This window comes from Arthrobacter sp. Z1-15, from assembly GCF_054792395.1.
The window spans coordinates 1,608,729-1,623,491 of the sequence record NZ_CP096454.1; the positions used below are offsets into that span (position 1 = coordinate 1,608,729).

Sequence of the window (14,763 nt, forward strand, 5' to 3'; positions counted from 1 at the left end):
CGCCGGTATCCACGGCAGCCCCGGACTCAGTTGCGGAGTACCTGGCTCAGCCGCGGAGTCTCTGAGGTCGAATGGGTGGATGTTGAAGGTCCTACGGCAGCAGCAGCCGGCTTGACCCTGATGGCATTGACCCTGCGCTCGATGATTACTAGGTTCGGCCCATGCCGCTGAATTCAGTTTCGACCGACAACGACGTCCTCGCCATCTCCTGGTCATTCCCCGTTCCGGTGGAGTCCGTCTGGGCCGGGTTTAAGGACCCGGAAATCCTGTCCCGCTGGTTGGGCCGGCCCCTCGAATGGGACATCACAGTGGGCGGAACCCTGGTCGTCGACCACGGCGAGGGGTGCACCTCCCGCAGCATCGTTACCGAGGCGGATTCGCAGCGCGGGCTGAGCATGACCTGGGAATTTCCGGATGAGCCGGATTCCCGAATCACCGTCATGTTCGGCTCCGAAGGTGCGGGAACTGGCATGGACTTTGCCCACTACGATCTGGGCGACCTGATGAATTCCTATGCACCCGGCTGGATCACGCATCTGACGTATCTTGAGGCTGCTTTGAGCGGGGCGCCGCTGCCGTCGTCGCAGTTTTGGCCGCTGCACTCCACCTTTGAGACGCTTTACGGCGGTGCCGCCGAAGAGCCGGCTGTTCCGGCCGTCTCGCCGGCAGCGCACGCCCTGTAGCTGCATGTGCCCTGGCCGGTGCGGAGCTCTCCGGCCACGTCCGCCTGTCAGTCAGTGGGCCCGCTGTGCCAGCTGCAGGTTGCGAATCAGTTCCTCGCGGCTCTGCCCGATCAGACCCTCCAATGTCTCCGGCCCGCGGGAATTGGCGATGACGACGCCGTAACCAGCCGCGATTGCGGCACGCGCCAGGGTGCTTCCCGCCTGCCCGGCGCCGAGAATACCGATGGTGGTCCTGAGCGCGCCTCCTTGATCGTCCCGTGCAGGACGCCAGCCTACGTGTTTGGAAGCGGGTACGGGGCGCCCTACTCTCCCGTAGCCGCGGCTGGGGCGGGACACTGGTGGCGGCACGCGCCTGCGGATCATAAACAATCACGTCCGGCCCAGCGGCCCCTTCACCTTGGGGCCAGCCATCCAGCCCTGGCAAGGACGGAAAGCGGAGGAGCGCATCGTGACACGTGTACTGGTCACCGGGTCAACCGACGGCATCGGGCGGGCAACTGCCAAAAGGCTCCTGGAGCAGGGGCACGACGTCGTTGTCCACGCCCGCACGCCGGCCCGGCTGAGCGCCGTTCAAGACCTGATTGAGCGAGGTGCCGGGGAGGTCGTCGGCGACCTGAGCCGTCTGCCCGAGGTTCGGGAGCTGGCGGAGCAGGCGAACAGACTGGGGCGGTTCGACGCCGTGATCCACAACGCCGGGACCATGAACGGCTCGTCCGTCCTTCCGGTCAACGTGGTGGCCCCGTATGTACTCACCGCCCAAATGGAGCGCCCGGGACGTCTGATCTACCTCAGCAGCGGCATGCACCACAGCGGGCGGCCCGATCTGACCGGCATTGACTGGAGCGGCAACCGGGCGGCGCGCTCCTACTCTGACTCGAAGCTGTTCGTGACAACGCTCATGACCGCGGTGGCCAGGATGTGGCCGGACGTCTTGTCGCACGCCGTGGATCCGGGATGGGTGCCCACGAGGATGGGCGGTTCATCCGCACCCGATGACCTGAGTCTGGCCGACGTCACCCAGGCCTGGCTTGCCACGACTGACGATCCCGTTGCCTTGAAGAGCGGCCGGTACTGGTTTCACCGGCAGCCCCGGGCTCCGCATCCCGCGGTGCAGGACGAGGCGTTTCAAGAGGAGCTGCTGGCGTCCCTCGCCGCATACACCGGCGTCCTGCCCGGATCCACGCCCGGTCCCCCCGGCGCGAAAGGTTGAGCACCGCGGTTTTGGGCAGCGGATAGGTTATCCACAGTTCGGCGGTCCCCGTAGACCCCTGGCCGTTGGCTCTGTTGAATGAACGGCAGATGCGACGTCGTCCAAAGGGGCAGCCATGAAATTCGACATGACCACGCGCGCAGACGATCCCTTACCGTCCGGGACCGTCGCCGTCGGAGCGATCGGTACGTTTGATGTCGACCCTGGCGCCGTGGCTGCCGTGCTGCTGGACGTTGATGCCGAAACTGCCGGCTACTCGCCTGCAGCTTCGGCGATGGTCCAGAACCTGGCAATGCTGGCGGAAGAATCCAAGTCCGTCGTTATTGCGGAAAAACTGGCCGTTTTCGGCGACAACATTGTGCACCGCGGGTTGGCCGACATCACCGGGCGCACCGGAAACGCCCTTACCGCCGTCGCCGAAGTGCTGGGTATCCTGTCCGCTGCAGACACTGAAATGAGTGACACCGCCCGCCACTGCGCTGCCCGTGCCGCGCAACGTGCAGCCGACGACGATCCCTATGCCCAGGGTGACAGCGAGCAGGCGCACCGCAACCGGTCAGAACCGGTCCGGTGATGGGCGCCGGAACACCCCTAAACCTGGACGGTTTTCGTCAGCTTCTTCCGGACAGCGGCGCACTGCAGGCGCAGGCAGAACTGATGAAGACGGCAGCTGAGGACATCGAATCAATTGCGTCCTCAACGGCCGGCACCTGGGAGGGGCTGCAGGGCTCAGGCGTTTACTCGGCACCGGGGCAGGAACAGGTATTTGGGGCCTTCGCGCCCGTCAGAATCCGCGGCAGTGACTTGTTGACCGCTGTCGCAGAGGCCTCCAGTGCGATGAAGGGCTTCGCGGAGGCGGCGGAGGACATCCGGCGGCGCTTCAACTCCGAAGTGGTACCCGGAGCGGAGTCCTTCCTCTCCGAAACCGCCGGGCAGGCAACCCACGAGTGGGACGATGACGATGAGCTGGTGGAGCGGCAGAACTTTCTCGTGTCGCGGATGAACGCCCTCGCAGCAGACCAGGATGCGGCCCAGCGGGCCTGCGCCAGAGCGTTGGGAAGCATCGAAATGGGCGGCAGCGTGTGTGCTCCCATTCCGGAGCAGCGCACTCCCGGAGACAGGCTGGGCCTGATGCATGCCATGGGACGCGGCAGCGGGATCATCCCGGAGACGGATCGCGGTCTCACCCGGCGGCAGCTCGACGGCGCTAAACCCGGTGACCTGCCGTGGGGCTGGAAGGTGGAACGGGACAACGGCAGCAGCCACATCCAAAAGGGGGTCCAGGACCAGGTCCGGGGGATCGCCGACGACGCCGTCGTCCTCGCGGGCGGCCACGGTGTCGAGGCCCAGCTTGACCTGCTGCAGGGCAGTGCCTTTTTCCTGGGTGCCGTGACCGGCGGACCGCGGGCAAATGCGAACCGGGAACGGCTGCTCCGTGAAATGGTCCACACGGAACTGTTCAAGACCGACCCCCTGCGGGCGCTCGGCCGCTTGTCATTTGATCTGGGGACCGTCCTGATTCCCGGAGGCCTGGCGGCGAAGGGCGCAGCGTGGCTTCGAACAGGCACACCGCCGGGAATCCACTCCGTTAGGGAAGCGCAACCGGGTCTGCTGGACCATCTGCAAAGTCTGTACGGAGCGGAACCGGAGCAGCCCCCGCCGTTCCCCGCGGGACCGCCCGACCAGAGAAACCCGTCGGGAGTCGGCCGCGACCCGGACCAGCCCCCGGTACCGGGCGATAACGACTACGGAAACGGTGTCTGGGAAAACATCAAGCGGAGGGAGCAGGGCGCCGCGTACCAGGAGTACATAACGGGAGTGAAGCCGCCCGGTGCTGGCCTTGCCACTGAGTATGTGCTGCCGTCCGAGAACGCTTTCCGTAACAGGGTGGAATTCGACGGCCATTACTGGAGCCCCGGCCCGCCGCCGAAAGAAGTTTTCCTTGAGGCTAAAGGCCGGTATGCCTTCATGGACAACTTTATTGCCAAAGAGGACAAAGAGTCAGGGCGTGTTCCGGCGCGTACCAAACTGGATTGGATAGTCCAGGAGAAATGGATCATCGGTCAGATGCAGACCCAGGTTGATGCCCTGGCAGACAACCCGCATGCAACGCTTGAATGGTACGTTGCCGATGAACTGGCGGCGCAGAGACTGCAGCAGCAGATTGATTTGGACGAGGAGCTCAGGGGCATGGTCAAGGTCATTTGGGAACCGCATCCGTGACGACAGGGAAAAGAGACGAAGTGGGCAAGTCGGAAGAGATGACCACGGCATCCGAGGTGTTCAGCCCCGAGCATGGGCAGGTAACCCTCTACATGGCATGGAAAGGACGCGGTGAGACGTCCGGGGAGATTGCGGCGAGGCTCCTGCAGACCATGTCGGTCCTGGCAGACCGGTACTCGAATGACTCTGCCGGCTTCTACAGCCTGGGCGGGGACAATCTTGAGAGCCGAATCCGCTTACCCGGCAACCTTGAGGAACTCGCCGTTTACGCGGCCGGGAAGACTGACCAGGACGAGGATGGTGCGCACCACGAGAACGGCAGGACCCGGCTCGTTGCTTTGCTTTTGCCTGATCCTTCCGCCCCTGATCTGCAGTCGGACGCAATGCTGAGCGTGGTTGCGGGAACGTCCCTGGGACTGACCAACAAAGTGTCAGTGCAGTTTGAATCCGGCTTCCCGCTGGGCACCCCCGCGGAGGCGGCCCGCTGGTTTCTGGAGCTGGTCCGGATCTGGCAGCCGGAGTACGCCCTCTTGAAGACCGGCCTGACCAACAGCACGGACTACAGCCTCGGTACTTATGCGGGATATCTGTCGTGGGTCTCCAACAAGGCCTTTGACCCCGTGCCGCCGGTTGCATCTGCGGTTCAAATTCCCTTTGGCGACGGCATGCTTTACGCAGCAAGAAACTGGACCCTCGATGGCTTTGCTGCCCTCTCGCGGGACCTGGCCAAGGCAGGGGCCGGACAGGTACTTCAGATACCCAAGTTCCAGGACCCCCCTGAGTTTCCCGGCCAATATCCCGAGGAGTTGTTCAGGCTGGACGAGCAAGTCCGCTGGGATGCCCGCTAACCGGGCACCCGGTTCACTTCCTTATTAACTCCTGAACGACAAAGCCGACATGCCGCCGCGAGTCACACCCCGACCCCCGATTCCGTTCCGAGCCGCGTCACAGCGTAGCCTTGACCTGTGAAAACCTTCGAAGACCTCTTTGCAGAGCTGAGTGAGAAAGCGCAGAACCGCCCCGCCGGTTCACGCACGGTAGCTGAACTGGAATCGGGCGTTCACGGCATCGGCAAGAAGATTGTCGAAGAAGCCGCCGAAGTCTGGATGGCCGCCGAATACGAATCCGAAGCCGAATGTGCCGAGGAGATCTCCCAGCTGCTCTACCACCTGCAGGTACTCATGCTCGCCAAGGGCATGACGCTCGAGGACGTTTACAAGCATCTCTAGCCACGCGCTGAACCAGTGCGTGGCCCCGCCGGCAAACCTCACCCCACAAACAGTGACTTCCAGCGAAAGATGCCTCCCATGCTCCGTGTAGCCGTCCCCAACAAGGGATCCCTCTCCGAATCCGCCTCCGCCATGCTCTCCGAAGCGGGCTACCGCCAGCGACGCGACAGCCGCGAACTGGTCCTGGTTGATCCGGACAACGACATTGAATTCTTCTTCCTCCGCCCCCGAGACATCGCCGTGTACGTCGGCGCCGGAACGCTCGACGTCGGCATCACCGGCCGCGACCTGTTCCTGGACGCCGAGGTGGACGCCGAAGAACTGATGAACCTGGGCTTCGCCAAGTCCACCTTCCGCTTCGCCGGACCGGCAGGCGACTTCACCTCGGTCGACCAGCTCGAAGGCAAGCGCCTGGCCACCAGCTACGACGGCCTGCTGCGGAACTACCTGGGGGAGCGCGGAATCAACGCTTCGGTGGTGAGGCTCGACGGCGCCGTTGAGTCCTCTGTGCGCCTCGGTGTCGCGGACGCGATTGCCGACGTCGTCGAAACCGGAACCACCCTGCGCGCCGCCGGCATGGAGATCTTCGGCGAACCCATCCTGAAGTCGGAGGCCATCCTGATCGGCCGCCGCGGAGCCAGCCCCGCCGGCGTCGACGTCCTGATCCGCCGCCTGCGCGGCGTCCAGGTGGCGCACCAGTACGTAATGATGGACTACGACGTGCGCCGCGAACTCGTGGACGCGGCAGCTGCGCTGACGCCGGGCCTGGAATCGCCCACCGTATCGCCCCTGCAGGACAGCGGCTGGGTGGCGGTGCGCTCCATGATCAAGAAGTCGGACACGAACCGGATCATGGACGAGCTCTACGACCTCGGCGCCCGCGCCATTCTCGTGAGCACCATCCACGCCTGCCGGATCTAGGGGAGGAACACCGTGAGTGTTGCCATCCGTGTTATTCCCTGCCTGGACGTTGACGCCGGCCGCGTGGTCAAGGGCATTAACTTCGAGGGCCTGCGCGACGCCGGAGACCCTGTGGAGCTGGCGCACCGCTATGACCGTGCCGGTGCCGACGAACTGACCTTCCTGGACGTCACGGCGTCCTCGGGGGAGCGGGACAACGTGTTCGACGTCGTCTCCCGGACCGCGGAGGAAGTCTTTATTCCGCTGACGGTCGGCGGCGGAGTGCGCGGCATTGCCGACGTTGACCGGCTGCTGCGCTCCGGCGCGGACAAGGCCTCCATCAACTCGGCCGCCGTCGCACGACCGGACGTCATCAATGAGATCACCCGGCACTTCGGTTCCCAGGTGCTGGTGCTCTCCGTGGACGCACGGCGCACGCACGACGGCGCCACGCCGTCGGGCTTTGAAATCACCACGCACGGCGGCCGCCGGGGGACCGGGATCGACGCTGTCGCCTGGGCCCGCGAAGCAGCTGACCGCGGCGTGGGGGAAATTCTGCTGAACTCGATCGACGCTGACGGCACCCGCGAGGGTTTCGACATCGAGATGATCAAGGCCGTCCGCGCTGCCGTGGACGTGCCGCTGATTGCCTCCGGGGGAGCGGGCAAGCCGGAGCATTTCCCGGCCGCTGTGATTGCCGGGGCAGACGCCGTCCTGGCCGCCTCGGTGTTCCACTTCGGGCCCGACGACGCAATCCAGCAGGTCAAGCAGGCCATCCGCGACGCCGGGTTCCCGGTCCGCTAGGGGTTCCCGGTCCGCTAGCGGTTGCCGGAAACGCTGCGCGCGGTTTCCAAGACCGCGTGTGCAGCCGCCGCGAAAAGCAGCTATTGCGTTGAGGCGACGAAGATCTGCGACGGCCCGGTGACGGTGGCCGTCGCAGAATCGCCGGCGTACAGGATCTTGGCCCCGGGCTCCACCTCGGCCGTAACCTCATCCACAGTGATGCCGGCGGGTTCCATCGCGGCCAGTATTACACTGAACGGTCCCACACGGACTGGCGTCGGATCATCGCCTACGACTACCCGCCGCAGGTCCAGATCGTCGCTCCAGAGCGGAATGCGCTGCTCGCCGTTGCCGACATCGAGCACGGGCAGGGGAGAAGGCTGCGACTGTCCGCCGCCCGTCAGAAGCTGCAGTTCGCAGAGGTCCACGTGCTCCTTGGTCAAGCCGGCTTGCAGCGCATTATCGGAGTTGCCCATAACCAGCACTGCCTGGCCGGACAGATAGGTATGCAGGCACCCGGGAGGGATCACGGCTACCTGCCCGGGATCCAGCCGGATCAGCTTCATGCAGACGGCCAGCAGGACGCCCCGGTCGTGGGGGAAAATCTGCTGCAGCCGGCGGACTACGGCGGCTGCTTCGGCGGCGGGTCCTTCCCCGTCCCTTACGCGCTCCACGGCCTCAGCTGTTTCCCGCAGTGCAGCTGTGTTTTCGCCAGGCGTCATGCGCAGCACGGAGTGGATGGCGGTCTCATGGTGGAAGGAAAGGTAGGAACGCAGCCAGGGCAGTTCCAGCCCGGAAGCGATGGCCTGAAGTTCTTCCGTGGTCCGTTCGCCGGCCAGCACGCGCAAGGGCGTGAGGGCTACGGCGACCTCGCACTTCGGGTGGCGGTCCTTGTAGTTACGGTTTCCGGCGCCTAAGGGCACGCCCCGGGCCTGCTCCCGTACGAAACCCGTCAGAGCCTGCTCCCCATGCGGGTGCAGCATCATGGGGGGCGGAACATCGGCGTCCAGGATTTTGAGGCGGAAGGGAAACGGAGAGCCGGTTTCGGCTTCCTGATGGGGTACAGCAACCGGCCGGTCTCCGGCAATCCGTTCCAGCGTTTGCCGGTAGGTCTCGGGGTCCCAGCCAATGAGCATGCCGCGCGAGGACGGGGGTGAAGGTCGGCGGGCGGATGCTTCGGACATTGGGCGGGCAGAATCAGTACGCACGCGGGTCACTTACATCACCAAGGTGGGACAAAGAGGAAAATATCGGGAACCGGAGGGTCCGACAAATACACAACCGGTCCTACTAATTATAGGCGTTCCCTCCGCAGCTTGCGGCTCACTGCGTCGGGCCGGATGCCTTGCTTTTCCTGCGGACTCAATCGCTAACTTCCGCGGACACAGGCCACAATGGTTCCTGTCACTCCACGAAGGGAAATAAGCGTGCGCTCCACCGCCGGCCCCGGCCTGCTCTTTGTCCTGGTCTGCGCCATGGGCGCCGGCCCGGTCATGAACTACGGGCTTTCCGCCACCAGCACGCTGATCATGGCGGACCTGGGCATCAGCGAAGCGCAGTTCGGGCTGCTGGCCGCCACCTGTTTCGCCGGAGCCGCTGTCTGCTCCATGTGGCTGGGCCGGCTCAGCGACCGCATCAGTGCCCGGTCCCAGCTGCTGATCATCTTCGGCGGCACGGCCCTGGCACTGTGCTGCACAGCGGTCTCCGGAAACTACCTGTGGCTGCTGGCCGCCGTCCTGCTCTCAGGCCCGGCCCAGGCCATCTCCAACCCCACCACCAACCGGATCATCATCCACGCAGTGGAGCCGGGAAAGCGGCCGGGTTGGATGGGAATCAAGCAGTCCGGCGTGCAGGCCAGCCAGCTGTTTTCCAGCCTCTTTTTCCCCGCCGCAGCCCTCCTCGCAGGGTGGCGCGGGGCCGCAGTGGGCGCGGCCCTGGTCCTGGGCCTGTTGCTGGCCTACGCCTGGCACCGTGTGCCCGCTGAACCGCGGGGGCTGTCCGCGCCTGCGTCCGCGCAGCGGCCGGCGGACCGGAAATTCCCCGCCTCGGTCTGGCTGCTGGCCGCCTTCGCCCTGTTCTCCGGCGCCGGAATGCAGGCCACCAATGTTTACCTGCCCCTGTTTGCCCAGCGGGAGATCGGCTTCTCGCTGCTGATGGGCGGCGTCACCGCGGCCGTGGCCGGCGTCGTCGGGGTCGTCTCCCGGGTGCTCTGGGGGCGGCGAATGGCAGACGGCATCCGGGCCTCCACGCTGCTGCTGATCCTGGCCGCCGGCGCCGTCTGCGGCGCGGCCCTGCTTCTCGCCGCCGGGCAGACCGGCGCTCCGGGGCTGCTGTGGGCCGGTGTCATTTTCCACGGCGCGTCAGTGCTGGGCGTGAACGTGGTGGTGATGGCCGGCGTGCTCCGGGAGGTGCCGAAGGAGCGGGTGGGCGCGGCATCCGGGGCCGTGTCCCTCGGCATGTATTCCGGGTTTGCGCTGGGACCGCTGGCCATGGGCCTGCTGCTCCAGTATTCCGGCGGTTTCCTCACCGGCTGGGTGTGCATCGGCGCGGCGTACCTGATCTGCGGCGTAATCGGCCTCGCCCACCGACGGCTGGGCTCGAAACAGAAGCGGCCCGGCGCCGTCGTCCGCTCCCCGAGGAAATAAACGACGCCGGAGCAGACTTGTGCTTAAAGTGCCCTTTGGCACTGTTCCCCCACAGCATGGAGAAATATGACCACCGCACGCGCTTACGCCGCCACCTCTGCCACCGACCCGCTGGTTCCCACCACGATTGAACGCCGCGACGTCGGCGCTCATGATGTCCTCATCGACATCGCCTACGCCGGAGTCTGCCACTCGGACATCCACACTGTCCGCGGCGAGTGGGGACCCATCGCCTACCCGCAGGTGGTTGGGCATGAAATCGTCGGCACCGTGGCCGAGGTTGGATCCGAGGTCACCAAGCACAAGGTCGGCGACCGCGTTGGCGTGGGTTGCCTGGTCAACTCCTGCCGCGAGTGCGAGAACTGCCAGGCCGGCATGGAGAATTACTGCCTCAACGGCAACATCGGCACCTACGCCAGCAAGGACGTGGATGGCAGCATCACCCAGGGCGGTTACGCCACCTCCGTGGTGGTCAATGATGACTTTGTCCTCAGCGTGCCGGAGAGCATTCCGTACGAAGCTGCGGCACCGCTGCTCTGCGCCGGCATCACCACGTACTCGCCCCTCGTGCATTGGAACGCAGGGCCGGGCAAGAAGGTTGCCGTCGTCGGCATGGGCGGCCTCGGCCACATGGCCGTGAAGATCGCCGTCGCCATGGGCGCCGACGTCACCGTCCTGTCGCAGACGCTGAGCAAGCAGGAGGACGGGCTGCGCTTCGGCGCCAAGGACTACTTTGCGACCAGCGACGAGAGCACCTTCGAGAAGCTGTCCAACACCTTTGACCTGATCATCAATACGGTCAGCGCTCCGATCGACCTGCAGCAGTACCTGTCACTGCTGCGACTGGACGGCACCATGGTCAGCGTGGGTGCCCCGCCGGAGGCCCTGCCGATCTCCGTCTTCACCCTGATGGGCAAGCGCCGTTCCTACGCCGCCTCGAACATCGGCGGCATCCGCGAAACGCAGGAAATGCTGGACTTCTGCGCCGAGCACAACATTGCTCCCGAGATCGAACTGATCAGCGCCGAGGACATCAACACCGCCTACGAGCGTGTGCTGAAGTCCGACGTCCGCTACCGGTTTGTCATCGACGCCGCAACGATCTAGTCCCTGACCACAGAATAGGGCGCCGCACCCGGACGGGTGCGGCGCCCTTGGCGCTTCAAGGTGCCCTACCCGGCGGACCGGCGGTTCTGCAGCAGCGCCACCAGTTCCTCGACGGTGCCGTTGGTGACAAACCCGTCGCCGGCCCCGCGCGTGATGTCCAAGTGGTAGCTCAAGCCGTCTCCGGCCAGCAGTGCCAGTTTGGCCAGCGCCGGATCGCCCAAGGCCTCCACCAGGATGGCGTACCAACGGTCGCGCCCGACGCGCAGGGTCCGGGCTGCGTCCTCATGCCCCCGCTGGGCAAGGCGGGTGGCTGCCACAACCATGCGTTCCAACGGTGATGCTTCCTCCAGCGACGAAGACAGATAGTAGTGAACGGCCTTCTCCGGCTCACGTGCCATGGCTGCCACGTCGGCATCAATCAGGGCCTGGAGCCGACTCACCAGCCCGTCGTCGAGGGCCTGCCGCGACGGAAAATGATGCAGCAGGCCGGCCTTGGACAGCCCGCTGCGGCGGGCGGTTGCATCAATGGTTGCCTCTTGGGAGCCGTGCTCGCAGAGCAGCGCCACGTAGGCGTCGATAATCTGGTCCTGCTTGCTGTCTGTGCTCATTAAGTGTGGCTCTTCCGGAAAATAAAAACGGCGGCGCACCCACCTCTTGGATGGTGTGCGCCGCCGCACTCAGGGTCTACTTCTCGACGATACCCCAGGCGGAACCGTACCCTGCCGGCTCCTCGGCAGCCAGGAGGTCCAGGAACGGCTTGGCGTCGAAAGCCTCCGGGCCCAGGACGCCTGCCCCCGACCATGTTCCGCTGGCCAGCAGCTCGAGGGCAATCACGGGGTTGATGGCGGTCTGCCACACCACGGCCTGCGAGTCGTCACGCGCCATGGTCTCTTCGTTGTCGGCAACGTGGTAAAGGTACAGCGAACCCTTGGAACCGTCCTTGCGGGTGCCGCTCACCAGGACGCCTGCACAGGTCTTTCCCTTCATCAGGGGACCCAGCGTGGCCGGATCGGGAAGGCATGCGGCCACCACGTCACGCGGAGATACCTGCTGTCCACGCACGGTCACCGGCTCGGTGGAATCCAGGCCCAGCTTGTGCAGGGTTTGCAGAACCTCGATGAACTCGTTTCCCAGACCGTACTTGAAGTCCACCCGCTTGGCGTCGATCCACCGCGGCATCAGGGACACTTCCTCATGCTCGACATTCACGCACTCAACTTCGCCGATTCCTTCGGGGAACTCGAAAGTGACGGGATCGGAGAAGGGCTCGCGGGCAAACCAGCCGCCCTTGTCCTTATCGAATAGCACCGGCGGGTTCAGGCACTCCTCGATGGTGGTCCAGATAGAGAAGGAGGGCGCGAAGTCATAGCCGTCCACCGTCAGGTTGGCCCCGTCGCGGACACTGAGCTCATCGATTTCGGTGAAGAGCTCATCAGCGGCATAGCGGGCCAGGACATCGGAAAGACCGGGCTCCACGCCCATGCCCACCAGCGCCAGCTGTCCGTCCTGCTCCCACTTTTCCGCCACGGCAAACTGGTCGTCGCCGAGCATGACGTTCGTCTTGGTGAAGGGCTCCTCGGGATGACGGACGGACAGGCTCATGGCCATGTCCACGTAGGTGACACCGGCGGCCTTGCAGGCGTTGAAGATGGGCATCACGAACCGGGGGTCCACCGCGTTTAGCACGTGGGTGGCATTGGTGGAGCGGATCAGCTCCACGATGCTCTCTTCGTTGGAGGCATCCACCTGAGCTGCGCTGTAGCGGCTGTCGGCGACGGCCGCCACCAGGGCCTCGGGGCGGGACGGATCGTAGTCTGCGATGGTCATCCGGCCGAAGAAACGGCGACGGGAGGCGATGCGGGCGGCGGCGGATCCAACGCCGCCGGCACCGAGAATGAGAATGTGCATAATGAGTCGCTTTCGAATTGATTGGTGGGTTGGCTTAATGTGGTGCGTCTGTCAGTGCTCGGGCACGAGAACCGGAGTGTCCTTGTTGAGCGAACGGCCCTCGAAGAAGTCGCGTGCGGCCGGCATCCGGGACCAGACGGCCATGACGACGACGCCCGCGGCCAGGGAGCCGACGCCCATCACGAAGGTTCCGCTGATGCCCAGTACCGTGGTGGTGCCGTACTCCGGATCCAGCATGCTGACGGCGGAGAAGAGGAACACGCCGGCCATCATCAGGCCGCCGACCAGCGGAAGGATGAAGCGCAGCAGCAGGTTGCGCGCCGACGAGAACAGGCTCGAGCGGAACCACCAGATGCAGGCGAACGAGGTGATTGCGTAGTACATGGCCACGGCGAGGGAAGTGCTCTCGATGGTGTCGGCCAGAATGTCACCGGAGATGATGGTCATCCCCACGTAGAACACCAGTGACGCCGCCCCGGTGAATACCGTCGAATAGCTGGGTGTCTTGAAGAGAGTGTTGATGACTGAGAACCGCGTCGGCAGGGCGCCGTACACCCCCATCGCCAGAGTGCCGCGGGCCGTCGGCAGGATGGTCGTCTGACAGGTCGCCAGCGCTGACACCGCGACGGCGAAGACCAGCATCCATCCCCAGGATCCGAGGGCATCGGTGCGCAGGGCAAAGAATACGTCCTCGGCGCCGTCCGGATTGGCCAGTCCCTTGCCCTCGGTGCCCACCCCCGCGAACAACATCGCCAGCACCGTGATGCCGATGTAGGTGACCAGCAGCATCACGGTTGACAGCAGCGCGGCAAAACCCGGCGTGGTGCGTGGATTCTTCGTCTCCTCGGCCAGGGCCAGACAGGTGTCCCACCCCCAGTAGATAAAGATGGCAATCAGTACCGCTTGGATAAAGCCCGCAGGGTTGTCCGTGGCAAAGGGGTTGAACCAGTCCCAGGAAAAGGCAAGGCCGAGACTCGGGGCAGCGGTGATGGCGAAGTACAGGCCGAAGCAAAAGGCAATGATCGCTGCGTACTGCAGTCCCATGAGCAGATACTGGGTCCACGCGCCTGTCTCCACGTTTCGGTAGGAGACCCAGGTCATGACCACGATGATCAGCGCGCCAAAGGCCGTAACCAGTGTCTTGTTCTCGGCAATTGACCCGTCCCCGATCAGGAGCAACAGGTACTTGGAGGCGACTTCGGTCTGGCTTGCCATGACGATCACACCGGCCACCATGACCCCCCACCCCGCCATCCACCCAGTCCGGGGACCGAATGCCTTGGACGCCCACGTGAACGCGGTGCCGCTGTCCGGTATGGCGGTGTTCAGCTCGCGGTAGGCAAAGGCTGTCAGGCACATCGGAATGAAGGCGACGATCAGCGCGGCAGGCGCCTGGGAGCCGGCTGCCATCACGATGAAGCCCAACGTCGCGGCCAATGAATAGAGCGGAGCAGTGGAGGCGAGGCCTATCACCGTTGAGGGAAACAGCCCCAGTTTGCCCGAGGCAAGACCTTTCCCGGTGGGCTGCAGGGAAGCAGCTGGCGGACGGTGCGTGGAACTGCTCATTGGACCCCCGTGTGGTTGTGCAAAGCGATGACAGCCGACCAACTGGTTGGTCGGCTGGATCATCGTTGCAGACGGGGAAAGGGTGAGTCAAGTCACAATCAGTCCCAGCTGTCATGAGCGGTCCTTCGCTCTGCAGGTTCTGACCGTAACGACTGAAGGAACCAGGCCTGTTGCCTCACTTCGTCGATGTCCTCGATGGGGCTTTCAGGATGACAAGCCATTTGGGAGCTGCGATGCGGTTCCTGGAAGGGCTTACTGATTTCCAGGGAAGTCATTGATCGGGGCCGGTGTGAATTACCAGGATCGGAGCGGTGGAAAAAGACTCGGGCTCTGTCAACGGGGAGGATTCAAGGAAGCTGCGCATCCAGCCAGGGGGCGTGCGGATGGACGCCCGGGGCGATGGCTCCTACTGACATGCCGGACGGGAGTGTTCAGGAAACAGTAACCCTGCGGAACTATAATCCCACTATGCCATTCACATATTTCAGCCGAGGCTTCCACGCCCAGAT

The 14,763-nt window shown here is 64.6% G+C and carries 15 protein-coding genes; 10 read left to right on the forward strand and 5 right to left on the reverse strand.

Features of this window, described 5'->3' with window-relative positions:
• Positions 1-161: 161 nt before the first annotated feature.
• Positions 162-683 carry an SRPBCC domain-containing protein gene (locus M1D40_RS07395; RefSeq protein WP_461170706.1) on the forward strand — a complete coding sequence of 174 codons (522 nt, stop codon included), beginning with the start codon at positions 162-164 and terminating at the stop codon, positions 681-683.
• Between the two features lie 51 nt (positions 684-734).
• Here M1D40_RS07395 and M1D40_RS07400 read toward each other — a convergent pair whose 3' ends face one another.
• A complete protein-coding gene (locus M1D40_RS07400; protein ID WP_461170707.1) occupies positions 735-1,031 on the reverse strand; it encodes an NAD(P)-binding domain-containing protein in 297 nt (98 codons plus the stop codon).
• Between the two features lie 100 nt (positions 1,032-1,131).
• On the opposite strand from M1D40_RS07400, the gene M1D40_RS07405 reads away from it, so the two are divergent.
• The 7 genes from M1D40_RS07405 (at position 1,132) to hisF (ending at position 7,049) form a co-directional block, all read left to right on the forward strand.
• Entirely contained in the window at positions 1,132-1,893 is a 762-nt protein-coding gene (locus tag M1D40_RS07405) for an SDR family NAD(P)-dependent oxidoreductase (protein ID WP_461170708.1), read from the forward strand.
• A 127-nt stretch (positions 1,894-2,020) separates the two neighbouring features.
• Positions 2,021-2,467, forward strand: coding sequence for a DUF6507 family protein (locus M1D40_RS07410; RefSeq protein ID WP_461170709.1), 447 nt, complete (start codon positions 2,021-2,023; stop codon positions 2,465-2,467).
• Positions 2,468-2,550: 83 nt separating this feature from the next.
• On the forward strand, positions 2,551-4,116 hold the full coding sequence (locus M1D40_RS07415) for a Tox-REase-5 domain-containing protein (RefSeq protein ID WP_461170710.1): 1,566 nt from the start codon (positions 2,551-2,553) through the stop codon (positions 4,114-4,116).
• Positions 4,117-4,154: 38 nt separating this feature from the next.
• Positions 4,155-4,964 carry a hypothetical protein gene (locus tag M1D40_RS07420; RefSeq protein ID WP_461170711.1) on the forward strand — a complete coding sequence of 270 codons (810 nt, stop codon included), beginning with the start codon at positions 4,155-4,157 and terminating at the stop codon, positions 4,962-4,964.
• A 117-nt stretch (positions 4,965-5,081) separates the two neighbouring features.
• Complete coding sequence (locus M1D40_RS07425) at positions 5,082-5,345, forward strand: phosphoribosyl-ATP diphosphatase (protein ID WP_341392765.1); 264 nt, start codon at positions 5,082-5,084, stop codon at positions 5,343-5,345.
• Between the two features lie 78 nt (positions 5,346-5,423).
• Entirely contained in the window at positions 5,424-6,266 is an 843-nt protein-coding gene (gene hisG / locus M1D40_RS07430; RefSeq protein WP_461170712.1) for an ATP phosphoribosyltransferase, read from the forward strand.
• A gap of 12 nt (positions 6,267-6,278) precedes the next feature.
• Positions 6,279-7,049 (forward strand): imidazole glycerol phosphate synthase subunit HisF, encoded by a 771-nt coding sequence (gene hisF, locus M1D40_RS07435; protein ID WP_341392767.1) that lies wholly within the window; start codon positions 6,279-6,281, stop codon positions 7,047-7,049.
• 80 nt (positions 7,050-7,129) lie between these two features.
• Here the strand turns inward: hisF and M1D40_RS07440 are convergent, their stop codons facing one another.
• Entirely contained in the window at positions 7,130-8,212 is a 1,083-nt protein-coding gene (locus M1D40_RS07440) for a cupin domain-containing protein (protein ID WP_461170713.1), read from the reverse strand.
• Between the two features lie 243 nt (positions 8,213-8,455).
• On the opposite strand from M1D40_RS07440, the gene M1D40_RS07445 reads away from it, so the two are divergent.
• On the forward strand, positions 8,456-9,673 hold the full coding sequence (locus M1D40_RS07445; protein ID WP_461170714.1) for an MFS transporter: 1,218 nt from the start codon (positions 8,456-8,458) through the stop codon (positions 9,671-9,673).
• 66 nt (positions 9,674-9,739) lie between these two features.
• On the forward strand, positions 9,740-10,780 hold the full coding sequence (locus tag M1D40_RS07450; RefSeq protein WP_341392770.1) for an NAD(P)-dependent alcohol dehydrogenase: 1,041 nt from the start codon (positions 9,740-9,742) through the stop codon (positions 10,778-10,780).
• A gap of 65 nt (positions 10,781-10,845) precedes the next feature.
• Here the strand turns inward: M1D40_RS07450 and M1D40_RS07455 are convergent, their stop codons facing one another.
• The 3 genes from M1D40_RS07455 to M1D40_RS07465 all read right to left on the reverse strand — a co-directional run bounded on the left by M1D40_RS07455 (position 10,846) and on the right by M1D40_RS07465 (position 14,254).
• Positions 10,846-11,388 (reverse strand): TetR/AcrR family transcriptional regulator, encoded by a 543-nt coding sequence (locus M1D40_RS07455; protein WP_461170715.1) that lies wholly within the window; start codon positions 11,386-11,388, stop codon positions 10,846-10,848.
• Positions 11,389-11,464: 76 nt separating this feature from the next.
• Positions 11,465-12,688: a saccharopine dehydrogenase family protein gene (locus M1D40_RS07460; protein ID WP_461170716.1), complete on the reverse strand. Its 1,224-nt coding sequence runs from the start codon at positions 12,686-12,688 to the stop codon at positions 11,465-11,467.
• A gap of 51 nt (positions 12,689-12,739) precedes the next feature.
• Positions 12,740-14,254 carry an APC family permease gene (locus M1D40_RS07465; protein ID WP_461170717.1) on the reverse strand — a complete coding sequence of 505 codons (1,515 nt, stop codon included), beginning with the start codon at positions 14,252-14,254 and terminating at the stop codon, positions 12,740-12,742.
• Positions 14,255-14,763: the final 509 nt, after the last annotated feature.